The 25,046-nt window shown below is 58.7% G+C and carries 26 protein-coding genes, 1 tRNA gene and 1 pseudogene; 12 read left to right on the top strand and 16 right to left on the bottom strand.

Annotation, left to right across the window (positions count from 1 at the left end):
* From PMI32_RS17970 to PMI32_RS17940, 7 genes are all read right to left on the bottom strand, one after another.
* Positions 1-572: sensor histidine kinase N-terminal domain-containing protein (locus PMI32_RS17970; RefSeq protein ID WP_008028048.1), on the bottom strand; the 572-nt coding region annotated here is incomplete at its 3' end.
* Positions 569-1,231, bottom strand: a complete 663-nt coding sequence (locus tag PMI32_RS17965) for a response regulator (RefSeq protein WP_008028051.1) — start codon at positions 1,229-1,231, stop codon at positions 569-571. The genes PMI32_RS17965 and PMI32_RS17970, both read right to left, overlap by 4 nt.
* An 11-nt stretch (positions 1,232-1,242) precedes the next feature.
* A complete protein-coding gene (locus PMI32_RS17960; protein ID WP_008028053.1) occupies positions 1,243-1,887 on the bottom strand; it encodes a tetratricopeptide repeat protein in 645 nt (214 codons plus the stop codon).
* On the bottom strand, positions 1,884-2,690 hold the full coding sequence (locus PMI32_RS17955) for an SDR family oxidoreductase (RefSeq protein WP_008028061.1): 807 nt from the start codon (positions 2,688-2,690) through the stop codon (positions 1,884-1,886). Before PMI32_RS17955 ends, PMI32_RS17960 begins: the two co-directional genes overlap by 4 nt.
* The gene (locus PMI32_RS17950) at positions 2,677-3,351 is read right to left on the bottom strand and encodes an iron-containing redox enzyme family protein (protein ID WP_008028063.1); all 675 of its coding nucleotides are present in this window, start codon (positions 3,349-3,351) and stop codon (positions 2,677-2,679) included. Before PMI32_RS17950 ends, PMI32_RS17955 begins: the two co-directional genes overlap by 14 nt.
* Positions 3,348-4,829, bottom strand: coding sequence for an AMP-binding protein (locus tag PMI32_RS17945; protein ID WP_008028064.1), 1,482 nt, complete (start codon positions 4,827-4,829; stop codon positions 3,348-3,350). The genes PMI32_RS17950 and PMI32_RS17945 overlap by 4 nt, the downstream gene beginning before the upstream one ends.
* Positions 4,819-5,496: a thermostable hemolysin gene (locus PMI32_RS17940; RefSeq protein WP_008028066.1), complete on the bottom strand. Its 678-nt coding sequence runs from the start codon at positions 5,494-5,496 to the stop codon at positions 4,819-4,821. Before PMI32_RS17940 ends, PMI32_RS17945 begins: the two co-directional genes overlap by 11 nt.
* Before the next feature lie 201 nt (positions 5,497-5,697).
* Between PMI32_RS17940 and PMI32_RS17935 the strand changes: the two genes are divergently transcribed.
* Positions 5,698-6,249 (top strand): cytochrome b, encoded by a 552-nt coding sequence (locus PMI32_RS17935; RefSeq protein WP_008028067.1) that lies wholly within the window; start codon positions 5,698-5,700, stop codon positions 6,247-6,249.
* 45 nt (positions 6,250-6,294) lie between these two features.
* Here PMI32_RS17935 and PMI32_RS17930 read toward each other — a convergent pair whose 3' ends face one another.
* Positions 6,295-7,218 (bottom strand): universal stress protein, encoded by a 924-nt coding sequence (locus PMI32_RS17930; protein ID WP_008028072.1) that lies wholly within the window; start codon positions 7,216-7,218, stop codon positions 6,295-6,297.
* A gap of 267 nt (positions 7,219-7,485) precedes the next feature.
* Here PMI32_RS17930 and PMI32_RS17925 point away from each other — a divergent pair, with 267 nt between their 5' ends.
* The 4 genes from PMI32_RS17925 (at position 7,486) to PMI32_RS17910 (ending at position 11,148) form a co-directional block, all read left to right on the top strand.
* Positions 7,486-8,559: an NAD(P)-dependent alcohol dehydrogenase gene (locus PMI32_RS17925; protein WP_008028074.1), complete on the top strand. Its 1,074-nt coding sequence runs from the start codon at positions 7,486-7,488 to the stop codon at positions 8,557-8,559.
* A 40-nt stretch (positions 8,560-8,599) separates the two neighbouring features.
* On the top strand, positions 8,600-8,842 hold the full coding sequence (locus PMI32_RS17920) for a hypothetical protein (protein WP_008028076.1): 243 nt from the start codon (positions 8,600-8,602) through the stop codon (positions 8,840-8,842).
* A 45-nt stretch (positions 8,843-8,887) separates the two neighbouring features.
* The gene (locus PMI32_RS17915) at positions 8,888-10,126 is read left to right on the top strand and encodes an MgtC/SapB family protein (RefSeq protein WP_032828701.1); all 1,239 of its coding nucleotides are present in this window, start codon (positions 8,888-8,890) and stop codon (positions 10,124-10,126) included.
* A gap of 104 nt (positions 10,127-10,230) precedes the next feature.
* Positions 10,231-11,148, top strand: a complete 918-nt coding sequence (locus PMI32_RS17910; RefSeq protein ID WP_008028080.1) for a universal stress protein — start codon at positions 10,231-10,233, stop codon at positions 11,146-11,148.
* A gap of 59 nt (positions 11,149-11,207) precedes the next feature.
* Here PMI32_RS17910 and PMI32_RS17905 read toward each other — a convergent pair whose 3' ends face one another.
* Positions 11,208-11,771, bottom strand: a complete 564-nt coding sequence (locus tag PMI32_RS17905) for a GNAT family N-acetyltransferase (RefSeq protein WP_008028083.1) — start codon at positions 11,769-11,771, stop codon at positions 11,208-11,210.
* 224 nt (positions 11,772-11,995) lie between these two features.
* Here PMI32_RS17905 and PMI32_RS17900 point away from each other — a divergent pair, with 224 nt between their 5' ends.
* Positions 11,996-12,907 carry a universal stress protein gene (locus tag PMI32_RS17900; protein ID WP_008028084.1) on the top strand — a complete coding sequence of 304 codons (912 nt, stop codon included), beginning with the start codon at positions 11,996-11,998 and terminating at the stop codon, positions 12,905-12,907.
* A gap of 258 nt (positions 12,908-13,165) precedes the next feature.
* Here the strand turns inward: PMI32_RS17900 and fnr are convergent, their stop codons facing one another.
* Both fnr and PMI32_RS30270 read right to left on the bottom strand, forming a co-directional pair.
* Positions 13,166-13,909 (bottom strand): fumarate/nitrate reduction transcriptional regulator Fnr, encoded by a 744-nt coding sequence (gene fnr / locus PMI32_RS17895; protein ID WP_008028087.1) that lies wholly within the window; start codon positions 13,907-13,909, stop codon positions 13,166-13,168.
* 113 nt (positions 13,910-14,022) lie between these two features.
* Positions 14,023-14,172, bottom strand: coding sequence for a hypothetical protein (locus PMI32_RS30270; protein WP_008028089.1), 150 nt, complete (start codon positions 14,170-14,172; stop codon positions 14,023-14,025).
* Between the two features lie 27 nt (positions 14,173-14,199).
* On the opposite strand from PMI32_RS30270, the gene PMI32_RS17890 reads away from it, so the two are divergent.
* Positions 14,200-15,084, top strand: coding sequence for a universal stress protein (locus PMI32_RS17890; protein WP_008028091.1), 885 nt, complete (start codon positions 14,200-14,202; stop codon positions 15,082-15,084).
* Between the two features lie 69 nt (positions 15,085-15,153).
* On the opposite strand, the pseudogene PMI32_RS30950 reads toward PMI32_RS17890, so the two are convergent.
* Positions 15,154-15,234 (bottom strand): annotated as a pseudogene (locus PMI32_RS30950) (two pore domain potassium channel family protein); the annotation flags it as partial.
* Between the two features lie 374 nt (positions 15,235-15,608).
* Here PMI32_RS30950 and PMI32_RS17885 point away from each other — a divergent pair.
* Positions 15,609-16,529, top strand: a complete 921-nt coding sequence (locus PMI32_RS17885) for a universal stress protein (protein ID WP_008028092.1) — start codon at positions 15,609-15,611, stop codon at positions 16,527-16,529.
* A 98-nt stretch (positions 16,530-16,627) separates the two neighbouring features.
* On the top strand, positions 16,628-18,016 hold the full coding sequence (locus PMI32_RS17880) for an MBL fold metallo-hydrolase RNA specificity domain-containing protein (RefSeq protein WP_008028093.1): 1,389 nt from the start codon (positions 16,628-16,630) through the stop codon (positions 18,014-18,016).
* Positions 18,017-18,694: 678 nt separating this feature from the next.
* Here the strand turns inward: PMI32_RS17880 and PMI32_RS17875 are convergent.
* Positions 18,695-18,782, bottom strand: a tRNA-Ser gene (locus tag PMI32_RS17875).
* 123 nt (positions 18,783-18,905) lie between these two features.
* On the opposite strand from PMI32_RS17875, the gene PMI32_RS17870 reads away from it, so the two are divergent.
* On the top strand, positions 18,906-19,577 hold the full coding sequence (locus tag PMI32_RS17870; protein WP_007915443.1) for a Bax inhibitor-1/YccA family protein: 672 nt from the start codon (positions 18,906-18,908) through the stop codon (positions 19,575-19,577).
* Between the two features lie 65 nt (positions 19,578-19,642).
* Here the strand turns inward: PMI32_RS17870 and PMI32_RS17865 are convergent, their stop codons facing one another.
* On the bottom strand, positions 19,643-20,080 hold the full coding sequence (locus PMI32_RS17865) for an Lrp/AsnC family transcriptional regulator (protein WP_008028095.1): 438 nt from the start codon (positions 20,078-20,080) through the stop codon (positions 19,643-19,645).
* A 135-nt stretch (positions 20,081-20,215) separates the two neighbouring features.
* Between PMI32_RS17865 and PMI32_RS17860 the strand changes: the two genes are divergently transcribed.
* A complete protein-coding gene (locus tag PMI32_RS17860) occupies positions 20,216-21,109 on the top strand; it encodes a DMT family transporter (protein ID WP_008028096.1) in 894 nt (297 codons plus the stop codon).
* Positions 21,110-21,116: 7 nt separating this feature from the next.
* Here the strand turns inward: PMI32_RS17860 and PMI32_RS17855 are convergent, their stop codons facing one another.
* Both PMI32_RS17855 and PMI32_RS17850 read right to left on the bottom strand, forming a co-directional pair.
* Positions 21,117-22,160 (bottom strand): FUSC family protein, encoded by a 1,044-nt coding sequence (locus PMI32_RS17855; protein ID WP_032828704.1) that lies wholly within the window; start codon positions 22,158-22,160, stop codon positions 21,117-21,119.
* Positions 22,161-22,204: 44 nt separating this feature from the next.
* On the bottom strand, positions 22,205-23,830 hold the full coding sequence (locus PMI32_RS17850) for an NADP-dependent glyceraldehyde-3-phosphate dehydrogenase (RefSeq protein ID WP_008028100.1): 1,626 nt from the start codon (positions 23,828-23,830) through the stop codon (positions 22,205-22,207).
* A 186-nt stretch (positions 23,831-24,016) separates the two neighbouring features.
* On the opposite strand from PMI32_RS17850, the gene PMI32_RS17845 reads away from it, so the two are divergent.
* Positions 24,017-24,904 (top strand): Dyp-type peroxidase, encoded by an 888-nt coding sequence (locus PMI32_RS17845; protein WP_008028101.1) that lies wholly within the window; start codon positions 24,017-24,019, stop codon positions 24,902-24,904.
* The last annotated feature ends 142 nt before the right edge of the window (positions 24,905-25,046 follow it).

Genomic DNA, 25,046 nt, shown 5'->3' on the forward strand with positions numbered 1-25,046 from the left:
AACGGCTTGACCCCCCAGCCGATGGCCAGCCAAACCATCGCCGCGAGGATCAGGCTGCCCAGTATGTTCGGCCACAGGGTGTGGCGGACGATGCGATCGACCAGATCCGCCCGCACATCGTCGCGTTCACCGACCCAGATGCGCAGGCCATTTTGTTTGTCTTCAAGGACAAAGGCGCGCCAGTGACGATTGTTCAAATCCACCACGTCACTGAAACCGGGTGTGTTCGGTGGCGTGCCGAACGAGGGCGCACTGGCGGTGTGCACCAGCACTTCACCTTTGGGATTCCACACCTGAAAGGCGATTTTCCTTTCGTACGGATGACCATCGCCGCGAGGCACTGCCTCGCCCAGCGCCGCATTGAACGCCTGGTACAGATCCGCATGTTCCTGACTCGCCAAAGGCATGCGCATCACGCCTTGCAACAGGCGGGCATTCTGCGCCAGTTGCGCATCGTAGACCTCGGCGATTTCGTGGTTGCTGTCGTGTACGTTAAACAGGCTGATCACCGCCAGCCCGGCGAGCATCAAGCCGATGATCAGCGTCAGCGTACGGCGACGGATCGACGTCATCGACGTTCCTCCACCAGATAGCCCACACCACGAACGGTGCGGATCAGGTCGGTGGAGAATTTCTTGCGCAGGTGATGGATGTGCACTTCCAGGGTGTTGCTTTCCGCTTCTTCATTCCAGCCGTACAGCAGTTGCATCAAATGATCGCGGGTCATGACGCGACCCGGTGGCGAGAGCAATTCGTGCAACAACTGGTACTCCTTGGGTGTCAGCCCCACGGGCTGGCCAAGATAGCTGACCTGCTGCGTGCCGGGGTTGAGGCTGATGCCGGCGTGCTCGATCAGCATTTGCGCGCGTCCGGCGCTGCGCCGCAGCAGGGCGCGCAACCGGGCTTTGAGTTCGGCCAGGTCGAACGGTTTGATCAGATAGTCATCGGCGCCGGCATCCAGCCCGGCGATGCGGTCTTCGGTGGCATCGCGGGCGGTGAGTATCAGCACCGGCAAGTTGGAACCGCTGTCGCGCAGGCGCCGCAGCACTTCGAGACCGTCCATGCGCGGCAGGCCGAGATCAAGCACGGCCAGGTCGAAGGTTTCACTGAGCAAGGCATGCAGGGCGCTGCTGCCGTCCTTGATCCAGTCGACGGTGTAGCCTTCGCGCCCGAGGGCCTGGTGAATGCCTTCGCCGAGGGCGACGTCATCCTCGATCAGTAATAAACGCACGCGAACTCCTGTCAGTCGAGTTTTCTGTTTACGTCCACCAGCAACGTCTCGATCTCTTTGCGGCGCCCGACGTCGGCCGTTTCGCGGTTGGGGCGAGGGGCGGCCAGCAGCGCCTTTTGCAACGCTGCCTTGGCCTCAGAGTAGCGCTTTTGACGGTAAAGGTGATCGCCCCAAAAGTACAGGCTGTCGATGCCATTGGGGTTCATCTGCAAGGCAAGCTTGAGCAGTTGTTCGGCCTTGTCTGAATCACCAAAACCGATGGGCCAGCCCGGTACGCGGTCATACAGTGCGCCGAGGCTGGTGTAAGCCGAGCCTTGCAGGGCTTTGGGGTCCAGAGTCAGGGATTTTTCCAGGTCAGCCTTGGCGTCTTTGGCTTTGCCCAATGCCCCGAGTCCGCCTTGGGCGCCGGCCCAACTGCTGGTGACAATGCCTTTCCAGATCCACGCTTCGGCCACGGCCGGGCGTTCCTGGCTGAAGGCGGAGGCTTGCGCGGCCAGTTGTTCGAAGGCTTGCTCGCGTTGTTTTTCCGGCATTTCGTATTGAATGTGCGCCCAACTCTGCTGGAGGGCAGAGAGGCGTTGCTGGTCGGCGCTGTCGAGGGCCCAGGCGATCTGACTGAAGGCGCCTATCAAAAGGCAGGCAAAGATTTTTTTCATGGTTTTTGCTCGTTCTCGGGTTTGTGGCTCAGACGGCGGATCAGTGGCAATTGCTTGCGCAGGCCTCGATCCACCAGGTTGGGCAACAGGCTGTTGAGTCGCACGAAAAAACGTTCCGGCCAGCCCAGGTAAAGGTCGCGGTGGTCGCCGGCGATTGCGTGGAGGACGGCCGAGGCCACGGTTTTCGGGTCGTCGACATTGGCCTTGAGGGCATCGTTCAGGGCTTGGGCCGCCGCGCTGTTCATCGATGTGCGGGTGGCGCGGGGTGCCACGTACAGAACACTGACCCGGGTATCCGCCAATTCCCGGCGCAGGGCTTCGGAAAAACCGCGCAGGGCAAACTTGGTGGCGCAGTAACTGGCATAACCGGGGTAGCCGATCGAACCGTAGGTCGAGCCGACATTCACCACCATGGCACTGTCGGCTTGCTTGAGCTGCGGCAACAGCAGCTTGGTCATGCAAATCGGTGCACTGACGTTGACCGCCAACATGGCGTTGATGTCGCTGTCATCGAGCTGTTCCAGCATGGCGAAATGATTGACGCCGGCGGCATTGATCAACAGGTTGATGCCGCCGATGGCCTCAACGGCGGCCAGTACCTTGTGCCGGTCAAAGGGCAACGTCAGGTCGGCGGCCACCCAGTGCATGTTCTGTGGATAGCGCGCGAGCAGCGGCAGCAGTGACTCCTGGTGACGAGCCACGGCCAGGACCCGGGCACCGGCGGCGCACAGTGCGCTGGCGATCTCCATGCCGATACCGCCACTCGCGCCGGTCAGGACCACACGGGCCTCATGCAGCTGCATGTTGGACTTCCAGGCGGCCCGGCAAACCGCGGAACATGTCGGCGTAAAGCCGGTACACCACTTTCGAGGCATGGATCACGGCGGCCTGGTCGGCGCTGTCGTCGAGTTGATTCATGAGCCGGCGATAGGTCTGCATGTGCTCGATGTCCAGCGAACCGTGGGAGCTCAAATAACTGAAGGCGCTTTCCGGCAAGGCCAAGTGCTCACGGATGCTGCCCGCCGCGTGAGTCGCCAGGGCGATGCTGGTGCCTTCCAGTACGTTGACCATGCCGAACAGCCCCACCGGGTTGCCCCGGGCAATCAGGTCATAGAGAAAACCGACCATCAGTTCAATCGGCAGCGAGGGCTGGCCGTTGCGCACCGCTTCGCGATCACCGCCACAGGCGGCTATGTCGTCGAGCACCCACTGTTCGTGGCCGTATTCATCCTCGATGTATTCACACACCGCCTTGCGTAGCCATTCCAGGCGTGTGGGCAGGCGCGCGCCGCACGCCATCATCAGCGGCACGGTGTGGCGCACGTGGTAGTACGCCTGAGCGAGAAACGCCCGATAGCTTTCAAGACTGACCTGGCCTTGCAGCGCATCGAGGATGATCGGCAGGTTGAACAGTTCGTGGCGCTCTTGTTGAGTGGCTTCTTGCAGGGTGTCGAAAAACGTCATGATGCGGGCTCCTCGGAATGGGGGAATTCGGTCAGTTGTGCGCGGTATAACGCGACGATGGCGTCCCGGCGCGGGCGGCCATTGGCGGTCAGCAAGCCATTGGCGGCAGTGAAGGGTTCATTCAGGCGTGTCCAGTGATGCACCTGGGCATAATCGGGTAACGCGTCGTTGGCTTCGGCGACGGCAGCAGCCAGTTGTTCGTCCGTGCAGTCCGGGCGATTGGGCCACAGCAGTGCGTGATTTCGCGGCAGGGCCTCGCCATACACAAAAGCCTGGGCGATGTGTTGGCGTTGGGTGAGTTCCGCTTCGACCCATTCCGGGTTGACGTTGCGCCCGTAGCTGGTGATGAATTGATGCTTTTTGCGACCGTTGAGGAAGAGGAAACCCTGCGCGTCGAACTCCCCCAGATCGCCGCTGTGCCACCACTCGTCGGTGTAGGCCGGCTCACCCAGGTAACCGAGCAAGAGCGAGCCCTTGATCAGTACCTCACCGTCTTCGGCCAGTTTCACTTCGACGTGGGGCAGGGGCCGGCCGACGCTACCTGCACGGTACGCTGCGGGGCGATTGAGGCAGACGACCGAAGCGCATTCGGACAGGCCGTAACCTTCATAGACCGGCAGGCCGACATGTCGGGCGCGTTGCAATAAGTCCTTAGAGACCCGCGCGCCACCGACGGCGGCAAAGCGCAGTGTTTGCGGATTGAACGCGTTCTGTTCGGTTGCGCTGACCAGCATCAGCAGCAGTTGCGGCACCAGAATCAGACTCTCGGGCGAACGACTGGCCAGGCAACCGAGCAGGCGCGGTACATCGACGCCGCTGGCGCCCCGGATGCCCAGGGTTTTCTGGCTCGGCAGGCTCAGGGTGGCACCGGCGTAAAGCGCGGCGTAGCAGCCCAGGTTTTCCAGCAGGATCGCCAGCGGCAACAGCGCCAGGTGATGCTGTGGTTCAGTGGGTTTGCTGGCCTGATCCAGTTCCCGCGCTACCCGCAACAAGCTGTCGGCGCTCAGGCACACGCCTTTGGGAGTCCCGGTGGTGCCGGAGGTGAAGGTCAGTTTGGCCGTGCCGGGGTGCATGCGGCTCGGGCCGGCGAACGAGCGTCGCCAGAACTCGGCGCTTTTCTCATACCCGGCAACGAGCAGTTCGGCTTCGAATTCCGGTTCGGCAATCACTCGCTCTGCCTGGCTCTGTTCCAGGCAGTGGGCACGCTGTGCGGGGCTGAAGAAGGGGGGCAAGGTCACGCAAGCAAGGCCTTCGAACAGCGCGGCCAAGTCCCAGAGTATGGCCTCGACGCCGTTGTCCAGAGCCAGGGCGATGACGCTTGCCTGTTCATCGCGCAGACGTTGCTGGCGGTACTTCACTTCAGCGTACAGCGTGGCGTAATCGATTTTCAGGGTGTCGCCCCACAGGGCAATGACGTTGCTCTTGCGCTCGGCATGGCTGCGCAAGGCCTGCTCGAATCGTTGGCATTCAGGCGACATGGCAGGCTCCGTCAAGGGACGATGGCAAGCCCAGCCGGCTGAACAGACCGATGTTACGTAAATGAATGAAGCCGGCGCGGATGTTGCCGACGTGAACCCAGGGTTTGCTTTCGTAGTAGCTGCCCCAACTGTGCCGGTCGTCGCCCAGTCGCTGCGGGTCGGCGGCGCAGAGGGTCACCGGTTTCAGGCCCAGTCGGTGAAAGCTGTTGACCAGGCCCATATTGCCGGTGAAGGCCACCCATTCCAGCCCGCCCATGGCCAGCAGGTAGGTGATGGCAATGATGCTCATCCGGGCATTGCCGGTGTCGGTGGCGGCCAGATTGCCGACCTCGACGATGCCGGCAGGGTCCACCGGACGCTCCACCACGGCGCTGATCAATGTCTGGATCGGTTTGTCCAGATAACGCTCCAGAAACAACGGCTCGTCACGGCCCAGGCGTACCCCGGCGACCGCGCACAGTTCGCCGTCGCTGCTGCTTATGCCGAACAACTGCGGCATGAAATGACGAATGTCTGCACCGTGAACCTTGCGAAAGCGTTGCTGGATAAAGTTCTCGAATACCGGTCTCTGTTCATCGCCCGGTAAGGCGCGGGACAGGACGATCTGTGGCGTTTCTGCCTGGCCGAAGTGCAGCGGCAATGCAATGTTCCAGTCGAAATCGGGCATGGGCGGAACGCCTCCCTCTGTAAGTTTGAGGGGAGTATCCGAGGCATTTCTTAATGAAGTCTGAAGGTGGAAAAAGGTTCGTTGAGCGCTGTTCTTCAGACTGTCTTAAGTTTTGACCGACAGGCTGCGTGCCGCCGGTTCAAAGCAACCGCTCAGAGGCTGTCGCACGGCAGTCGTCCTAAATTTTGATGAGGCGTGTTTATGACCCGCGAGATAGTCACAGATCGTTATGCAAAGCTGTCGATCACCCTGCACTGGCTGATGTTGGCGCTGTTCGTCGGCGTGTATGCGTGCATTGAGATCAAAGGACTGCTGCCGCGCGGCAGCGACGCACGAGCTCTGCTCCTGGGGTTGCATGGGCTGTTCGGGATAAGCATTTTCGCTCTGGTCTGGGTTCGCCTGCTCGGGCGTCTGACGCCGCGTCCGCCGATCACTCCCACGCCGCCGGCCTGGCAGACCGGCCTGTCACACCTGATGCACCTGGCGCTGTATGGCTTGATGATTGTGACGCCACTGATGGCCTGGTTGATGCTGGCTGCGGGGGGCAAGCCCTTGCCGTATTTCGACTTCTATCTGTCGGCACCGGTGTCGGTGGATCCGGATCTGGCCAAGCGATTCAAGTACTGGCACGAATGGCTTGGCAGCAGCGGCTATTGGCTGATCGGCCTGCATGCGCTCGCTGGCCTGTTCCATCACTACTGGGTCGGTGATAACACCCTTGCCCGGATGTTGTCTGGACGAAGCAGGTCATGAATTCAGTGCGCTCTTGACCCTGACGGCGTCCTGGAGAGATACGAGTCAGTCCAGTACTTCTGGCGAAACCACCCAGACGCTGCAGGGAATCTTGTACAGCAGATGTTCCACGGTGCTGCCGACTAATCGCTCCATGGCGCGGTGACCTATGCGCCCCATGACAATCACATCGGTGTCATAAGCCTCGGCATAGCTGGAAAGCACTTTGGCCGGATTGCCCATGATCATGTGCTGGTGCTCCGGCGCAATACCGTTACGCTCCGAAAGCTCGCGGAACGCTTCCGCTTGCGCGTCGAACAGGGTCTTGGCTTTGCTCGAAGAAAAAAATGCCGAACCATTGCTGAAACCGAATTCATCTGCACTGATGGATGAAAGGTCATGGGCGTAGATCACTTCGAGTTCGGCGTTGCAGGTAGTGGCCAGTTTTGACGCCTCGCGCAAAATCCTGTCGTTGAAACCTTTGTATTGGTCATCACAGTGGAAAGGGTCGACGGCGGCGACGATTTTTCGTGGCAAAGCATGGTGCATATGGCTGACAAAATGCAGCGGTACAGGGCATTCACGTAGCAGATGGATATCCAGCGGGGTAAACATCAGGCGTGATAGCAGGGATTCGTGTTCTAGCGCCTTGATCAATACGGCCATCGGCTGTTCTTTGAGATGAACGAGGATTTCCTGCAACGGCCGCTCCACCCAGACCACTTCAGTAGTGACGTGAACCCCGATTTTGCGCAACGGTCTAGCCTGGTCTTCAAGCCATTGACGATGGCGCTCGACATAGCCCAGCCGCATCTGTTCCAGCGCTTGTTCGTTGACCATTCCAGCCGTCGCCAGCCCTTCGAGGTAATCGAACGCCACGATGTGCAGTGCCGCGTCTGCAGCCTTGGCCAGTGCGGCGGCCCGGTCGAAGGCGGGGCTATTTTCCATCAACGGCGAGACGATCAGCATGAAACGTGATTGATCAGACATGACAACTCTCCGGTAGGTAATCGCGCTGTTTCTTGCCCCAATGGCTGAGGCATTGGGCAGTGAAGCCTTGCACTTATCCTGCTGTGGAACGGTGCATCGGGTTTGATCTTTGTCAAATGAAGGAGAGACCGACGATGTGGTCCGACGTGCGGTTGTCCGGGGCTTGTCCAGTCACGAAATTGTTGACCATTATCAATCTTTCGTCCGTCAACCCAGCGCAGTCTTTGGACTCGAACTGAACGTTGGCTCGGCATAAGAGGGATCACCATGGGAACCATGAAAGCGGCTGTTTTCGTTGAGCAGAACCGGATCGTGCTGGAAGACAAACCCATCCCTGAAGTCGGGCCGCAGGATGCATTGATCCGTATCACCACCACGACCATTTGTGGCACCGACGTGCATATCCTGCGTGGTGAGTATCCAGTGGCCAAGGGCCTGACCGTGGGCCACGAGCCGGTGGGCATCATTGAACGCTTGGGTTCCCAGGTGCGTGGCTTTGTTGAGGGCCAGCGGGTGATTGCCGGTGCCATTACGCCCAGCGGACAGAGTTATGCCTGTCTCTGTGGTTGCGGTTCACAGGACGGCCCGGACACCCGCCATGGTTTTCGCGCCATCGGGGGTTGGAAGTTCGGCAACATTATTGACGGCTGCCAGGCCGAGTACGTGCTGGTACCGGACGCCATTGCCAATTTGTGCCCGATTCCCGACGGGCTTAGTGACGAGCAGGTGTTGATGTGCCCGGACATTATGTCCACCGGATTTTCCGGGGCAGAGCGGGGTGAAGTGACCATCGGCGATACAGTTGCCGTATTTGCCCTTGGGCCAATAGGCCTCTGCGCGGTGGCTGGTGCACGCCTCAAAGGCGCGACGACGATCATTGGCGTCGATGCCGTGGCCGAGCGGATGAGCGTCGCGCGACGGTTGGGCGCGACCCATGTCGTCAATTTCAAGGACGGTAACGTGGTCGAGCAGATCATGGCCTTGACCGATGGTCGGGGTGTCGATGTGTCTATCGAGGCACTGGGGACCCAGGGGACGTTCGAGTCCGCACTGCGGGTGCTACGTCCGGGCGGTCGACTGTCCAGCCTCGGCGTTTACTCCAGCGATCTGCGCATCCCCCTCGATGCCTTTGCTGCAGGGTTGGGGGACTACAGCATCGTCACCACCCTGTGCCCCGGCGGCAAGGAGCGCATGCGCCGCTTGATGGCGGTGGTGCAAAGCGGTGGTGTGGACCTGTCACCGCTCGTGACACACCGTTTCAAGCTCGATGATATCGAGGCGGCTTATGAGTTGTTTGCCCACCAACAGGACGGTGTGATGAAGATCGCGATTACGCCGTGAGGCTGTCCGGCTTTATTCTCGAAGTAGAACGGAGGTATCTATGATCATTGATATCACGGAGAAACCGGCAAGCCATTGCTGGGTCGTGTGCATGGATGCCCTGGAAGTGAACTTCAATAGCCTGAGCGAAGCGCAGGCTTTCGTTGGCCAACTCAAGGCCCGTATCGAAGCGCCGCACGCCTGGCCGATTCCCCCTGGCCCGGCAGCTTTTACCAGACGGATGCCCGACCCTCGAACGGACTGTCCCAAAGGCGAACAGGTTCGCGCCGACCTCGTGGAGTAACGCTTTGGGCCAGCACCGGGCGGGCTTCGTGCGAATGACAACCCAATGAACGAAACCATTGGGCTGACAGGTGCAGCTGCGGCGCTGGGAATTGGCATGCTCATCGGTCTTGAACGCGAACGGCACAAGGGGCAGGGGGAAACCCGCGCTTGTGCCGGTTTACGGACGTACGCGATTACGGCCTTGTTGGGTTATGTGACGATGCAGGTCGGTGGCAGCCTGCTGGTGGGCATCATGGCGATCGCCTTGGGGTTACTCGTCACCGTGGCGTATTGGCGAAGCCTGAGCGACGACCCCGGCGTGACCAGCGAGGTGGCGTTATTTACGGTGTTGGTACTGGGGGCGTTGTGTGGCACGAACCCCGAGCTGGCGATTGCCATCGGCGTGGTGATCGCGGGGCTGCTGACCTATCGAAAGAAGCTGCATTACTTTGCCCGTAGCCAGTTGACCGAAGCGGAATTGGGTGACGGCCTGATCCTGCTGACTGCTGCGCTGGTCGTGCTGCCCTTGGCGCCGGACCGCTTTATCGGCCCCTACGCGGCCATCAATTTTCGTACCATTTGCACCCTGACCGTATTGCTTATGGCCGTGGGGGCGATTGGACACATTGCTGTTCGTACCTTGGGCACCCGTTACGGTTACGCCATTAGCGCCATTGCCTCCGGGTTTGCCTCCAGCACCGTAACGATTGCCGCCATGGGCCACCTCGTCGCCCGACAGCCCGACAACACAAAGCTCCTGAGTGCGGCCGCGATCCTGTCCAATATGGCCACTGTCACTCAGGTCGGCCTGATCCTGGGGGCGGTCGATCCCGGTTTGCTCCACCACATGTGGGGGCCGCTGGTATCCGGAGCCGCCGTCACAGCATTGTATGGCGTGTGCCTGATGTTTCCCAAGACCGCTTCCGGGGCTAACGAGTCAATCAAGGTCGGTGGTGCGTTCAAGCTCAAACTGGCCCTGATCGTCACGTTGACCATGACCGGCATCACTTTTGTTTCGTCCATGATGCTCAGCCATTTCGGCCAGTTGGGGGTAATGCTGACGGCCACGTTCAGCGGTTTTGCCGATGCGCATGCCTCGACGGCGTCGATTGCTACGTTGGCCAAGTCCGGCCAATTGCCGTTCGATGCCGTTGTCGGCCCTGTGCTGATTGCGATCAGCAGCAACTCCGTCAGCAAATGCGTGGTGGCGTGGGTCAGCGGCGGGCGACGGTTTGCCGCTTATGTGATTCCCGGCCAGGTGTTGCTGACACTGGCAATGTGGGCGGGCATGGGGGTGTCCTGACGGACATCGCGCGAGTAACTGATAAAAATCAAGTGGTCGGAACGGGGAGCAATCAATCTGTGGTTCTACTCCTGGATTGAAATGGCCGCGTGCCGAGGTGTCCCATGTCGCAGACTCAACGTTTACTCTTGATCGCTCCTTCAGCCATGACTCGGACACCGGCATTCGACCGGGCCGCTGCGTTGGCGCTGGCGATGCAATTGCCGTTGCACATCGTGGCGTTCGACTATTCACAAGCTCTGGCGGTGGCGGGGCTTTTCGCCCCGGAACAATTCAGTCTGGCCCGGGACGGCTATCTGCAAACCCATCGGCAATGGCTCGCCGATCAGGCCGGATTGATGAGCAAGCACGGCGTCGAGGTCTCCAGCGAGGTGGTGTGGGTACAGCATCCTTACGAAGAGATCCTGAACTTCATCAATGAGATGCCGCTGACGCTGATCATCAAGGACGCCCAGGAAGAGTCGGTGCTGAAACGTGTGTTTTTCACGCCGCTGGATTGGCAGCTGCTGCGTGATTGTCCGGTACCGGTGCATCTGGTGACCACGCCTCTAAATCCCCGGCCGCGCAATGTACTGGCCATTATTGATGTGTTGCGCGATGAGGATCAGGACCATGTGTTCAATGACCAGATTATCGACGCAGCAACGAAACTGGCTGCGGTCTGTGATGCCAGTCTTGAACTGCTGCATGTGTATGACTGGACGGTTGTATACGCTCAGGACATGGGCTTTGCCGCCTTACCGCTGGCCACCGGCCTATATGAAATGTTGGGAACGGCTCAGCATGACGCGTTTGCGGCCATCGCTGAACGCCATGGCGTGCCTCCGGAGCGTCGTCACTTTTACGAGGGGTCACCTGTGCCGCGTATTTGTGAGTTCGTCTCGGACCACAATACCGATGTCATCGTCATGGGCACTGTGCAGCACAAAGGCTTGAGAAAACTTCTCGGAACCACGGCCGAGCAACTCTTGCATCGGGCGCCGTGCAGTGTGCTGGCGATCAAGCCGGGACGAATGCTGTAATCCTGAGGACTGGATCGCCCCGCGATGGACCGTTGGCCGGAACATCGCGGGGTGATTTTTTACAGGTAAAGACGATGGATGACCTGACGGGTGTCGTTGGGGTCATTGTTCGTCGCGAAACCCAATGCCTTGGCCAGGTCGCGCATGGGCGCATTGTTGGCGGCGTCCACCGAATACATATGGCGAAAACCGTTCTTGCGGGCGGCCTTGATTAAATGCTCCATCAGCAACGTACCCAGCCCCAGGTGCGTCCATTCATCGGCGACCGTGACGGCGCATTCACATTCATGTTCGCCGGTGGCCGCGTAACGACTGATGCCGATCTCGATCAGTTGACCATTGTCGTGGACCAGGGCGATGTAGGCCACGCGCTGTTTGTTGTCGGTGTCCATCAACTGATCGAGCATCGCAGCGCCGGGCTCGTTGATCTGCGCGAGAAAGCGCATGTGCCGGGACTCCGGAGACAGCCGCTTGATGAAGGCATATTCACGGTCGCGATCCTTTTTCGCCAGCGGCCGTATCAGCACGTGGCGGCCGTCCCTGAGCGCTTCGATCCAGTATTGGCCGTCGACCGCGGCATACGCGGCCGCGGCTCGATCATTGTGGTCTTTGACGGTGAGCATGGGGTATTCCTCCAGTACGGTTTGAAGGGGGACGAGTCAGAAAAAGCAACCGCGTTTGATGCCTTTCTACGCCGCTGTCTACGCTGGAGTTTGATCTGGATCAGAGACTGGTGCCGGGGGCGTCAATTCACCTGTGTTTGATGTAAATCAACTCGCACGAGGTACCAGAGCGCAGTGTTGAAGCATGCCGGCACGTGAAGACCGGGGTCGAACGGAGGTGTGTGATGAGTCAATATCAACGGTTGCTACTGATCGTCGATAAAAGCCTTCAGCAGTCGCCCGCCATGCAGCGCGCCGTCGCTCTGGCTGGGGCCACAGGGGCAGTTCTGGATGTGCGGGCCTTTGTTGAGCCAACACCAGTGGTGCATTTGTGGGAGGAAAAAATCGACGACGCAGAGCAGCAGCGCTATTTGCGTCGCTATCGTCGCTGGGAGGCCGAAGAATTCGATCGGCTCAGCGACTTGGATTTGGAGGTCACGGTCAAAGCCGTCTTCACCACCCATCCGTTACTGGACATTTTGAGGACGGTCGAAGATCTGAAGCCTGATCTGCTGATCAAGGATGTAACCCTTGAACCCGCGCTCAAGCGAGTGTTCATTACTCCGCTCGATTGTCACTTGTTGCGTGAATGCCCAATCCCCATGCACTTGGTCAACCACGTCCGTTACAGCTTGCCACACCGGATCGTGGCTGCAGTGGACCCGTTCGATTCGTCGACACAAATCAGCGGTTTGAACGACGCCATCATTCAGACGGCCAATACCCTGGCTCTTCAATGCGATGCGCCGTTACACCTGCTGTACGCCTATGACTTGTCGCCCGTCTTCAACAGCGATGCGCCACTGGCCGGGGGCGGTTGGGGCGTGGACTATATTGAGGAGCTGCGTCAATCCTTGCATGAAGCGTTTATTACTCTGGCGGAGCGCCACGGCGTGCCGCCAGAACGACGCCATTTCGTTATGGGGCTGCCGGTGCCTGTGATCAGTGGATTCGTCGAGGAGTACTTGGCCGACGTGGTGGTAATGGGTGCTGTGCATCGGGAGGGAATCGACCGGCTTATCGGCAGCAATACTGAGCGGGCGCTGTACTCGGTGCCGGGGAGTCTTCTGGCCGTCAGGCAGCGCGTCAGGGAGTGAGCACGATTGCGCCGTTGAACTGCCCGGTCCGTAACCGTTCCAGCGCCTGATTGGCATCGAGCAGGTGTCGCGGAGGCTGATCCGAAGCCCCGGCCAATTCGGCACCCGGTGATCGGGCATAAGCCTGACCCTCGCTGTCGTCTGGACGGGTGCCGGATGGTGGGCGTCCTTGACCATTTGCAGGGCCCGATAGCTGTCACGGCTGGCCGGGGCGATTCAGGACCATGGCACGCCTGAAGACGCTCCAGACGTCAGGTTTCACCTCAAGTGGCGATGGCAACCCACGATCAGTTGCTTGAGCCCGTCCAGATCCATGATGTTAACGTCGCGGCCGGTTATTTCCACCAACCCCTGGTCACGCAAGTGTGCGATGCCCCGACAGATAGTTTCGAGGCGAAGGCCTAGGTAAGAGCCGATTTCCTCCCGACGCATTTTCAGCACAAAGTTGCTGGACGAATATCCGCGCGTATTCAAGCGTTGCGACATATTCATCAGAAAAGCGGCCAAGCGTTCATCCGAGTTCATGTTGCCCAGCATCATCAGCATGTCGTGATCGCGAACGATTTCCCGGCTGAGGATTTTGTTCAGGTTGTGCTGCAGTGAAGGCAGTTCTCGGGCAAGTTTTTCCAGGTGGGAAAAATGGATGGGGCAGACCTCGCTGTCCTCCAGAGCAACCGCATTGCACGCATGCAAATCGGTGCTGATGGCGTCCAGGCCGAGCATTTCGCCGGGTATCTGGAACCCTGTGACTTGTTCGCGACCATCGACCGAAACCACGCTGGTCTTGAACGAACCGATTCGCACGGCGTAAAGCGAGCGTAACGGATCGCCTGCGCGGTAGAGTGCCGCGCCTTTTTTGACCTTGAATCTTTGCACGATCAGCGTGTCCAGACGCTCGATCTCCAGGGCCGTCAGGCCAAGCGGAAGGCACAATTCCAATACACTGCAGTTGGAGCATGCAGCTTTAAGGTATTGAACTTGAAGCGGGCGGGCTTCCGGCATGTGGAGGCTACCTTTCCAAAAGTGTACTAAGCATAGGTCTTGCGTCGAAGTGCGGGCCTTTCATTCATGCATTTATCGGTATCGCCGATGAGTGGAAAAGAGCGGTTCAACATTCATCCTGGGCAGCGGTTATAGCTATTGATGTAGATCAAGTCATGAGCGCATCGGACTTGCAGAATCGACTTATGAATCAGCGTGCAGCCGCTGGTGCAGAAGGCTGCGGACAGCGGGTCATTGGCGCCCAGCCGGAAGATGGCTTGCATTGGATACTCACCTGACTGGAGGCCATCATGAGCCAGTATCAACGCCTGTTACTGATCATCAACCCGGCCCTGCGCCATTCCCCTGCCATGAACCATGCTGCGGCGCTGGCGAAGGCCAGTGGCGCGAGTTTGCATATCGCGGCGCTAACGTCCTCGTTCAAATGGTTATCACTACTTGAAGAAGGCGAACGGGAACCCGCTCGGGAACGCTACCTGCAGGACCATCGCGATTGGCTCAAGGCTCAGGCCGAAAATCTGCGCGGCAGAGGAATAGAGGTGACCACTGAGGCAGCCTGGGCTGAGGACATCAAGCAGGACATCCTTGACCACGTCACGGACATGCAGCCTGATTTATTGATCAAGGAGGTTCAGCATGAATCCACGCTCAAGCGGGCCTTCTTCACCCCGTTGGACTGGCATCTTTTGCGCCACTGTCCGGTACCGGTTTATCTGGTAGGCGGAAGTGGCTACGTATTGCCACGAAAGGTTGTAGCGGCGGTCGAGGTAACGGATATCGAGTCAGCCGACAATGAGCTGAACGACCGTATCATTAAGCAGGCATGCAGCCTTGCGATGCAGTGTAATGCCGACCTTCATTTGCTGTACGCGTGCGATATTACGGCCGCTTTTCTGGCGGACATGGGCGGCCTGACCCTCGCTGACCTCACCAAAGTGCTTCGCAGTGACCTGGAGAATTCTTTTTTGAGGTTGGCAGATCGGTTCGGAGTGCCCTCTGATCGTCGACATTTCATTGAGGGGCATCCGGTCAAGGCATTGAGTGAGTTCGCTAATGAACACAAGGTGGATGTGATCGTGATGGGCAGGGTCCAGTCCCATGGAGTGGACAAGCTTCTGGGCAGCACAACCGAACATATTCTGTATCAGGTGCCATGCAGCGTTCTGGCGGTTTAGCGAATCGTCAGTTGGACAGCTTTTCGATGGCCCGTACTTAGCGGTCGACAGCTGAGTCTGATGTGAGTGGGAAAGACGCAACAGACATTCGTAATGGATCACTACGGAGATGGTCACCACCGTCGTATTGATCAGCGTGTCTGCGAGCATGGCAAGTCTCAAGCGATGGCGGGCTTTAATTCAAGCTTGTCCAGTCTGGATTTACGTAAGCTCAAGGCACTCCTGATGACGTTCTCGGTGTGAATGCCTGTCAGTGTTTTCTACGCCTGAGACCGGGGAAACCGTTGAGGTTTGTCAGCAATGCTTTCATGAGCTGAAAGGGGATTGCGCTGCCAGTGATTGCCTCCAATTTAGTTGATAAAAATCATGGCTCCCGCCGAATAACGCCAGATACTCGAGCAACGAACGCACCAGGCGGATGCTGCAGAAGGCCAATCGCAAGTAACAAGCGTTTGCCTGAAGCCTGACGAAAGGAAGTCCGGGTTGCGATCAGGCAGATAAATGGTTTCAGGGAGGGGTACGTGATGCTCAAACTCAAACGCATTTTATTGATAGCCCCCAGCGAAATGACCCTTAGCCCGGCGTTTGAACGTGCGTATGCCTTGGCTTGTGCGACGGGTGCGTTATTGCACATTGTCGCGTTCGATTATGTCCCGGCACTGGCGGTGGCCGGTTTGTTGAACCACGATGCGATGGCACAGGCTAGGGAAGGTTATCTGCAGGTGCACCGGCATTGGCTGGAGCAGCAAGCCCGGTTTGAACGATGTATCGGAATACAGGTGACCACTGAAGTGGTCTGGGCCCGATCGAGTCTGGCGCACATGCTTGAGTACGTGAATGACTTTCTTCCGGACCTGGTGATCAAGGATACCCATTACGTGCCGGCACTCGACCGGGCCTTTCACCGACCTTTGGACTGGCACTTGTTGCGCGAGTGTCCGGCCCACTTGCACTTGGTGACCAGTGCCGCAAATCCCAAACCAATGAAAATTCTCGCGGCAATTGATCTGTCCCATCTGGAAGAGCTAACTCAGGGATTGAATGACCGAGTACTCGATCTGGCCTCTACGCTGGCGGCCAGTTGTGGTGCCTCGCTGCACTTGCTCAATGTCAGTCGTTGGTCCGTGATGAGTGATACGCCGATGAGTGTGCCGACAAGCAGTTTTGATGACAGTTTGAGGGACGCGATTCAGGATGCCCAGCAAGAGGCCTTGGATGTGCTTGCGGAGCGCTATTGCATCAAAAATACACGTCGACATTCGCTGACGGGGAACCCCCAAAAGGTCATCGGACTTTTCGCTCAGCAGAATGCTTTTGACATGGTTGTGTTGGGCACGGTTTATCACCATGGGTACGATCGGTTTATTGGCAGTACTGCCGAGTCTGTGTTGAACCGAGCACCGTGCAGTCTGATGATCGTCAAACCACTGCCCCCGCCCGATTGAGAGGAGCACCGTCGAGCTTGCAGTTGATAAAAGTCAACTGGCCTTGAGTCAAAAGGAGCGATCAATAGTATTCCCCTGAATGCTCAAGGAAATTGGCCATGCGAATCACATTTCTAGGTGCCGCGGGCACAGTCACGGGCAGCAAGTACTTACTGGAACATCGTAACCAACATGTGCTGATTGATTGCGGTTTATTCCAGGGCTACAAGCAACTGCGATTACACAACAGGGATCCGTTGCAATTTCCGGTCAGCGACCTCAACGCCATTGTCCTGACCCATGCGCATCTCGATCACAGCGGTTATTTACCCGTACTGGTGCGCAATGGTTATCGCGGCCCGGTTTACGCCACTCCAGCTACCTGTGAGCTGGTAAAAATTCTGCTGCTAGACAGTGGCCGCTTGCAGGAAGAAGAGGCAGAGTTCTTGAATCGGCATGGCTTCTCAAAGCACAACCCGGCGTTGCCGCTTTACACCGAGCAAGATGCCAAAAAAGCACTAAAGCTGTTGCGACCAGTAGAGCTGCACCACAAGGTGGAAATTGTCACGGATATGACCATCCAGCTTCGTTGCTCCGGGCATATCTTGGGTGCCGCTACGGTGGAGGTGATCGCCAACGGCCTGGCCTTGGTGTTTTCAGGGGATTTGGGGCGGCTCGATGATCCTTTGATGTTCGCTCCGGAAACCGTCGAACAGGCGGATTACCTGCTGGTAGAGTCGACCTATGGTGATCGTAAGCATCCAGTCGAGTCGCCGCAGGAACAATTGGCTGAGGTCATTACCCGTACCGCGCTACGCCGAGGGATAACCTTGGTGCCATCGTTCGCGGTAGGACGTGCCCAACTGTTGATGTATCACCTATATCAGTTGAAACGGAAAAGGGCGATTCCCGATATTCCAATTTACCTCAACAGCCCGATGGCCACCGACGTCACGAGCTTGTACCAGCGTTTTCGTAGCGAGCACAGATTATCTCTAGAGGACTGCGAAGGCATGTGCCATGTTGCGCAATTCGTGCGTACTGTCAAAGATTCGATCGAGCTGGATCAGCAAACTACCCCGGCGGTGATTATCGCCGCCAGCGGCATGGCCACGGGAGGACGGGTTGTCCATCACCTCAAGGCGCTGGCCCCCAAGCCGATTAACACGCTGCTAATGCCAGGCTTCCAGGCTGGTGGCACCCGTGGCGCGCAGATTGTCGCGTGCGCTCCTTCCGTTCGTATCCACGGAAAAGACGTGCCGATCCGGGCCGAAGTCGTGTCGATGCAAACACTGTCCGCACACGCCGACGCCGATGAGATCATTCAGTGGTTGCGTGGGTTCAAGCGACCTCCCAAACATACATTTGTGGTGCATGGGGAACCTAACGCCTCCGATGTACTGCGTCGACGAATCAGTCTGGAGCTGGGCTGGTCGGTTTCGGTGCCGGAGTATCGCGATAGTGTCGAACTCTCCAGTCTTGATCCTTCTCCAACTTCAACAACGTGACAATACAGGCGAGCAAGGTGTATCGCTTTGGCTTTCAGGTCTTAAAGCGTCATCGGTGAGATAGCTGCTTTTGTTTTTCGCTCGGCCAGGAAATACGGAGCACGGAGCATAGGTTGGTCACCCTGTTGATCAGCCATCCTCGGCGCACGTTGAAGGGCTTAGATGATGGGTTCGGCTAGCCGTGGAAATGACCCGGGAGCAGGGTTGGGGTTGACCATCGTCCAGGCCATTGCAGTTCGCTTGGTGGGTAAACTCGGTTAGAAAAACGTCTGTCTGGTGACTTACGCGCGACATTGTAGATTTGCCGTTTTTAAGCTCCCATTCATGTTTCAAGTGACTGCTTCTGGCCGAGAGCACTCCCCAGGCGCCATCAACACGGCGAGCGACGGGCGAGTTGGTTTTCGTTGATCTTGTACAGCAGAGAAGGCAGCAAGTCTGAGTTCGGTATAGCAACTCCTACTTGGTAGATGGCAGCGTAACAAGGGAGAACTGAACCGAAGAGGTGGTTTCAGGTTGGAAAAATGCCGGCGCGGGGGGTAAGGGGAATGAGTGCCAAAGATTTCTGGGGGGCGGAAATAGCCTAAAAAATGCGGAAACGACGACTCAGATTTCACAGCCGATTCCCAAACCCCAGAAACGACAAAGCCCTGAATAATCAGGGCTTTGTCGTACATAAGATGGCGGAGGCGATGGGATTCGAACTCATGGACCTGTTACAGTCGACGGTTTTCAAGACCGTTGCCTTAAACCACTCGGCCACACCTCCGTTTGCGTTGCGGGCGCCATAATACCTGAATGAAACACACTGTCAAACTCTGTGCATGGCTTGTTACAGAGCGTCTGTTATGATCTTTGCGACTGAACGTTTCAAACCAACAGGAGTGTCGCCATGCGCGAACAGGATTACGCAGTTAATAACAGCGTGCAGGCTGAGCAGCTAGAGGTTAGCCGCGTCCTGCGCAACACATACGGCTTGCTCGCTCTCACCCTCGCATTCAGCGGCGTGATGGCGTTCGTCGCCCAGCAGATGCGAGTTGGCTACCCGAATATCTTCGTGGTGCTGATCGGTTTCTACGGCCTTTTCTTCCTAACCAACAAACTCCGTGATTCCGCGTGGGGCCTGGTGTCGGCGTTTGCCTTGACCGGTTTCATGGGTTTCCTGCTCGGCCCGATCCTCAACCGTTACCTGGGCATGCAGGGCGGCGCGGAAGTTGTCAGCTCGGCCTTCGCGATGACGGCGCTGGTGTTCGGCGGTCTGTCGGCTTACGTGCTGATCACCCGTAAGGACATGAGCTTCCTCGGTGGCTTTATCACCGCAGGTTTCTTCGTGCTGCTGGGTGCGACGCTGGCGAGCTTCTTCTTCCAGGTCAGCGGTCTGCAACTGGCGATCAGCGCAGGTTTTGTGCTGTTCTCCTCGGTCTGCATTCTGTTCCAGACCAGCGCCATCATTCACGGCGGCGAGCGCAACTACATCATGGCGACCATCAGCCTGTATGTGTCGATCTACAACCTGTTCATCAGCTTGTTGCAGATCTTCGGCATCATGAGCCGCGATGATTAATCGACGTCCATGAGTAAAAAACCCGCTTCGGCGGGTTTTTTCTTGCCTGCGATTTGGCTGAAGGCTCACGCCATGGGCGGTAACCGCCGTTTCACCGGGGTTTTCTTGACGATGGCGGTGTTGGTTTCTGCATGGGTGTTGAGGCGGTCGAGGAGGGTGTCCAGCTGTTCCATCGAGCGCACGTGCAGGCGGGCGATGAAGCAGTCGTCGCCGGTGACCTTGTCGCACTCGGTGAATTCGGGAATCGCCTGGATTTGCCGCTCCACCTCTTGCAACTGGCCCGGCAACGGGCGGATTCGCACGATGGCCTGGAGTTGATAGCCGAAACACTTGGGATCAATCTCGACGGTGTAGCCCTTTAGCACGCCGCGTTCTTCGAGGCGGCGCAAACGCTCGGCGACGCTCGGTGAGGACAGGCCGCTGAGGTTTGCCAGCGCCTTGAGCGAACGCCGTGAGTCTTCCATCAACGCCGTAATCAGTACCTGGTCGATATCGTCAGTCATGGCGCAACCCCTGTAAGGCAATTAATCGAAACCGCCTTGATAAAAAAGGCAGATGTCGAGTTTAGCCTGCTTTTTGCGCTGGAGAAGCCCCCGGTTGGATGGGCATACTTTGGGCTCAATCACAGGAGTCTGATGATGGACAAAACACTTCGTCGCGGGTCATTCGAGATGACCGCCGCCATGCTGATTTCCGGGACCATCGGCTGGTTCGTGCTGGTGTCCGGGCAACCGGTGCTGGACGTGGTGTTCTGGCGTTGCGTGTTCGGCGCCGGCACCTTGTTGCTGATTTGCTCGGCTTTCGGCTTCCTGCGCCCCGGCATTCTGACCCGCACCACGTTCCTGCTGGCCGTGCTCAGCGGCGTGGCGATTGTCGGCAACTGGGTGCTGTTGTTTGCCTCTTACTCCCGCGCTTCGATTGCCATTGGCACCGCGGTATATAACGTTCAGCCGTTTATGCTGGTCGGCTTGGCCGCGCTGTTCCTCAACGAAAAAATCACCCTGCAGAAACTGTTCTGGCTGGGCGTTTCGTTTCTGGGGATGCTGGCGATTGTCAGCGCACATGGGCAACAGGGCGAGGGCGGCAACGATTACCTGATGGGCATCGCGCTGGCACTCGGGGCCGCTTTCCTTTATGCGATTGCGGCGTTGATCATCAAACGCCTGACCGGCACGCCACCGCACCTGATTGCGCTGATTCAAGTCAGCACCGGTGTGTTGTTGCTCGCGCCATTCGCGCACTTCTCGGCGTTGCCGCAAGCACCGAGCGCCTGGGCCAGCCTGGTGACTCTCGGCATTGTTCACACCGGCGTGATGTACGTGTTGCTGTACGGCGCGATCCAGAAATTGCCGACGGCACTGACCGGTGCGTTGTCGTTCATTTACCCGATTGCGGCGATTTTCGTCGACTGGTTTGCCTTCGGCCATCGTCTGGAAGTGCTGCAATGGATCGGTGTCGCTGCGATTCTGCTGGCCGCCGCCGGCATGCAACAAGGCTGGAGCCTGAAGTTTCGGCGCACGGTAACGCCATAAGCCGGCGTCAGATGTTCCAGCGCGGCGCTGTCTTGGCCAGGCGCTGGCGCATTTCGCCAATGTTGCTGGCCAGCTGCCGGATCAATAGCCGGTAGCCGTCCAGCGGGTTGTAGACCGGTGCGTCCAGGCTCGAATCCGCCGGCAGTTCGACGGGTCGATTCAGCCGTTGGGACGCGCCGGATTTCAGCGCCCGCGCCATCCCCACCAGTTGCACGCGAATCAGCCGATGCTCCGCTTTCAACGCCGATTGCAGATGCGCCATGGCGTCGGGGTCATTGGCATCGGGTCGGGTGTTGCCGAGGATTTCCAGGGTGCTGACACACATGCGCAAATGGCGCTGGATGGCATCGAGTTCGGTCATTGAAATCTTCACTTCCTTGGACACCGACGGCATCAGCGAGCGCTGTTGCACCATCACCGTGTTCAGGCGATTCATCAACTTCACGTGCTCGTCATCAGTGACGGGTTGGCCATTGATGATGCGCCCGTAAATCGTCGCGCAATCGCGCAGCGCATCGGCCAGGTTGTAGCGCCAGGAGTAAACCGCGTAAAGCGGCAGGGCAAAGGAAAATGCCAGGGCCAGGGCAATGCCGATCAGGATATCCACCCCGCGCCACAGCCCGTCGGTCACCGGATTATCGCCATGCCCGGCGACGATAAACACGGTGATCGCCGACAGCAGCGCCGTGTAACCGCCCTTGCCGATGGCATGGTATGAGAAAAATCCGCAGACCACCGACATCGCAAAATAGGTCAGCCACGGCATCCCGAGCCAGGCTTGTTGTGCCACCAATAACAGGCCGACACCAGCGCCGATCAAGGTGCCGATGGCGCGCTCGGCGGCTTTTTTGCCGATGTTGCCGTGGTGCTGCAAACCGCCGATCACCACCAGCATTGTCACCGACGCCCACTCACCGTGGGGCAGGTGGATGCCGGTGGTCAGCAGGATCGTCGCCAGCAACCCCAGCGATACACGCACGGCGTGAATCAATCTGGCGTGGCGATAGCGCCGGTACGGGTCCAGTAACGGACGCAGTGCCCGACGCAGCAGTGGTGGCAATCTTTGGGCTCTGAAGGTGCTCAGACTCGTGGTCCTCAGAAGATGTAGTCGGTGGTCAGGAAACTCGAACTGCGGCCGCTGATGATCTCGCTGATGAGGTCCTTGTTGGTCTCCTGGAACTTGGTCGCGACCAGCGTGCGAATAGAGAACACCCGCAGCGCATCATGCACCGACAAAGTGCCTTCGGCCGAGTTCTTGCGACCATTGAACGGATAGGTGTCCGGACCGCGCTGGCACTGGGCGTTGAGGTTGATCCGTCCGACCTGGTTGGCGAAAGTGTCGACCAGACGGCCAACCGCCACCGGGTTGGTGCCGAAGATACTCAGTTGCTGGCCGAAGTCTGACTCCAGGACGTAATCGATCACTGTGTCCAGATGCCGGTAAGGCACGATTGGCACCACCGGGCCGAACTGTTCTTCCTGATAGACGCGCATCTGCGGCGTCACCGGGAACAACACCGCCGGATAGAAGAAGGACGCGCGGGCCTCACCGCCATTCGGGTTGACCACACGGGCACCTTTGTTCACGGCATCCGCAACCAGTCCGTGCAGATAATCGACCTTGCCCGACTCCGGCAGCGGCGTCAGGGCTACGCCGCTTTCCCACGGCATGCCGGGTTTTAGGCTGGCGAGTTTGGCGTTGAATTTGTCGATGAACGCCTCGACCACGTCTTCGTGGACGAAGAGGATTTTCAGCGCGGTGCAGCGCTGGCCATTGAACGACAGCGAACCGGTGACCGCTTCGTTCACGGCGTTGTCCAGGTCCACCTCAGGCAAAACGATGCCGGGGTTTTTCGCATCCAGGCCCAGCGCTGCGCGCAAACGGTGCGGTTTCGGGTGGAGTTTTTTCAGGTCGCTGGCGGCCTTGTTGGTGCCGATGAACGCGAAGATATCGATCTTGCCGCTGGCCATCAGTGCGCTGACCGTCTCGCGGCCGCTGCCGTAAATGACGTTGATCACACCGGTCGGGAAGCTGTCGCGGAACGCTTCCAGCAGCGGACGAATCAGCAGCACGCCAAGCTTGGCCGGTTTGAACACCACGGTGTTACCCATGATCAGCGCCGGAATCAGCGTGGTGAAGGTTTCGTTCAGCGGGTAGTTGTAAGGTCCCATGCACAGCGCCACGCCCAGCGGTACGCGGCGGATCTGCCCGAGCGTGTCCTGTTCCAGCTCGAATCGACTGGATCGGCGGTCGAGTTCCTTGAGGGCGTTGATGGTGTCGACGATATAGTCGCAGGTGCGGTCGAACTCTTTTTCCGAGTCCTTGAGGTTTTTGCCGATCTCCCACATCAGCAACTTGACCACGGCTTCGCGCTGTTCGCGCATACGCCCGAGAAACGCTTCGACGTGCTGGATGCGTTCGGCCACGCGCATGGTCGGCCACAGGCCCTGGCCCCGGTCATAGGCGCGGACGGCGGCGTCGAGGGCGGTCAGCGCCGTGTCGGCATCGAGCAGCGGCGTGCTGCCGAGGATCACTTGTTCGTCGCCATTTTCGCCGGTCAGGTATACCGGGCTGCGGACTTGGGCGAGGGGGCCGGCCCAGGTTTTCAGCTCGCCATCGACCAGGTATTCACGTTGCTCGGTCTGGCCGTCGAGGCGGTACTTTTCCGGAATGTCGCTGGCGTCGGGAAACAGGTTGCCGAGGATGTGTGCTGTGGTCATGTCGCTACTCCATGTGATGTAAGCCATGCGCTGGCGGCTTGCAGTTCAGAATTCACTTCAAAGGTTATACGCCTTATTGCCTCGACTTTTTAAGTGCCGGGGTCAAGATCCGGCGATCTTTTGACCTGAGAACACACAACGGCCGACGCTGCGGGTAAACTTCATGCTCTTTATTAAGGAGTTCATATGAGTTACTACCAGCCGGGCATCCTCGCCACCCCCGTTCCACCTCAAGCCCGTCATATGTTCTTCGCGCTGGAATCCGTCGATGCTCTGCCGGCCGCGCTCGAAAAATTGATGCAGCTGGTGGACGGGAAGTCGGCGGTGGCCGGTTTCGGTGAATCCCTGGTCAAGGCGCTGCACGTGCAGATCGACGGGCTGCGGCCGTTTCCGGCACTGACTGGCGTTGGCGTCGACAACCCGTCGACCCAGCACGCGCTGTGGTGCTGGTTGCATGGTGTCGACCGTGGCGAGTTGCTCAATCGCGCCACCGCCATCGAGGCCGCGCTGGCACCGGCCCTGCGTCTGGTGCAGATGAACGAAACGTTCCGCCACCTCACCGGCCACGACCTGACCGGTTACGAAGACGGCACCGAAAACCCGCACGACGAAGCCGCCGTGGCTGCCGCGCTGATCGGTGAGGGCGCTGACGGTGTGGTCGGTGGCAGCTTCGCCGCGATCCAGCAGTGGCAGCATGATCTGAAGGGCTTCCACGCGATGCCGTCCGAAGAAAAGGACAACATCATGGGCCGTCGCTTGAGCGACAACGAAGAAATCGATGATGCGCCGATCTCTGCCCACGTCAAACGCACCGCCCAGGAAAGCTTCGCCCCTGAGGCGTTCGTGGTCCGCCGCTCGATGCCGTGGATCGAAGGGGATCGCGCCGGCCTGATGTTCCTCGCGTTCGGTTTCTCCCTCGACGCCTTCGAAGCCCAACTGCGGCGCATGAGCGGTCTGGAAGACGGCATCACCGACGGCTTATACCGCATCAGTCGCCCGATCACCGGCGGCTACTACTGGTGCCCACCGCTGAAGGACGGTCGACTGGATTTGCGCGCACTGCGCGTCGGTTGATCTGTAGGCGCACGGCTTACCGGTGATGGCGATTTCACGGGCGCCATCGCCGGCAAGCCGGCTCCTACAAGTGCGTGTATACCGGGATGTTTGGTACACGCCAATCCTGTAGGAGCCAGGCTTGCCGGCGAAGGCGATTTCA

The sequence above is a fragment of the Pseudomonas sp. GM60 genome, from assembly GCF_000282415.1.
Classification (GTDB): Bacteria; Pseudomonadota; Gammaproteobacteria; order Pseudomonadales; family Pseudomonadaceae; genus Aquipseudomonas; species Aquipseudomonas migulae.

Excerpts from the sequence above, each read along its gene's own strand:
- PMI32_RS17870 (WP_007915443.1), top strand. The coding sequence starts at position 18,906 with ATGCGCGAACAGGATTACGCAGTTAATAACAGCGTGCAGGCTGAGCAG.
- PMI32_RS17865 (WP_008028095.1), bottom strand. The coding sequence starts at position 20,080 with ATGACTGACGATATCGACCAGGTACTGATTACGGCGTTGATGGAAGAC.
- PMI32_RS17885 (WP_008028092.1), top strand. The coding sequence starts at position 15,609 with ATGCTCAAACTCAAACGCATTTTATTGATAGCCCCCAGCGAAATGACC.
- PMI32_RS17940 (WP_008028066.1), bottom strand. The coding sequence starts at position 5,496 with ATGCCCGATTTCGACTGGAACATTGCATTGCCGCTGCACTTCGGCCAG.
- PMI32_RS17850 (WP_008028100.1), bottom strand. The coding sequence starts at position 23,830 with ATGACCACAGCACACATCCTCGGCAACCTGTTTCCCGACGCCAGCGAC.
- PMI32_RS17945 (WP_008028064.1), bottom strand. The coding sequence starts at position 4,829 with ATGTCGCCTGAATGCCAACGATTCGAGCAGGCCTTGCGCAGCCATGCC.
- PMI32_RS17880 (WP_008028093.1), top strand. The coding sequence starts at position 16,628 with ATGCGAATCACATTTCTAGGTGCCGCGGGCACAGTCACGGGCAGCAAG.
- PMI32_RS17960 (WP_008028053.1), bottom strand. The coding sequence starts at position 1,887 with ATGAAAAAAATCTTTGCCTGCCTTTTGATAGGCGCCTTCAGTCAGATC.
- PMI32_RS17860 (WP_008028096.1), top strand. The coding sequence starts at position 20,216 with ATGGACAAAACACTTCGTCGCGGGTCATTCGAGATGACCGCCGCCATG.
- PMI32_RS17930 (WP_008028072.1), bottom strand. The coding sequence starts at position 7,218 with ATGTCTGATCAATCACGTTTCATGCTGATCGTCTCGCCGTTGATGGAA.
- PMI32_RS30270 (WP_008028089.1), bottom strand. The coding sequence starts at position 14,172 with ATGCAAGCCATCTTCCGGCTGGGCGCCAATGACCCGCTGTCCGCAGCC.
- fnr (WP_008028087.1), bottom strand. The coding sequence starts at position 13,909 with ATGCCGGAAGCCCGCCCGCTTCAAGTTCAATACCTTAAAGCTGCATGC.
- PMI32_RS17900 (WP_008028084.1), top strand. The coding sequence starts at position 11,996 with ATGAGTCAATATCAACGGTTGCTACTGATCGTCGATAAAAGCCTTCAG.
- PMI32_RS17915 (WP_032828701.1), top strand. The coding sequence starts at position 8,888 with ATGAACGAAACCATTGGGCTGACAGGTGCAGCTGCGGCGCTGGGAATT.
- PMI32_RS17920 (WP_008028076.1), top strand. The coding sequence starts at position 8,600 with ATGATCATTGATATCACGGAGAAACCGGCAAGCCATTGCTGGGTCGTG.
- PMI32_RS17845 (WP_008028101.1), top strand. The coding sequence starts at position 24,017 with ATGAGTTACTACCAGCCGGGCATCCTCGCCACCCCCGTTCCACCTCAA.
- PMI32_RS17890 (WP_008028091.1), top strand. The coding sequence starts at position 14,200 with ATGAGCCAGTATCAACGCCTGTTACTGATCATCAACCCGGCCCTGCGC.
- PMI32_RS17935 (WP_008028067.1), top strand. The coding sequence starts at position 5,698 with ATGACCCGCGAGATAGTCACAGATCGTTATGCAAAGCTGTCGATCACC.
- PMI32_RS17905 (WP_008028083.1), bottom strand. The coding sequence starts at position 11,771 with ATGCTCACCGTCAAAGACCACAATGATCGAGCCGCGGCCGCGTATGCC.
- PMI32_RS17925 (WP_008028074.1), top strand. The coding sequence starts at position 7,486 with ATGGGAACCATGAAAGCGGCTGTTTTCGTTGAGCAGAACCGGATCGTG.
- PMI32_RS17950 (WP_008028063.1), bottom strand. The coding sequence starts at position 3,351 with ATGACGTTTTTCGACACCCTGCAAGAAGCCACTCAACAAGAGCGCCAC.
- PMI32_RS17910 (WP_008028080.1), top strand. The coding sequence starts at position 10,231 with ATGTCGCAGACTCAACGTTTACTCTTGATCGCTCCTTCAGCCATGACT.
- PMI32_RS17955 (WP_008028061.1), bottom strand. The coding sequence starts at position 2,690 with ATGCAGCTGCATGAGGCCCGTGTGGTCCTGACCGGCGCGAGTGGCGGT.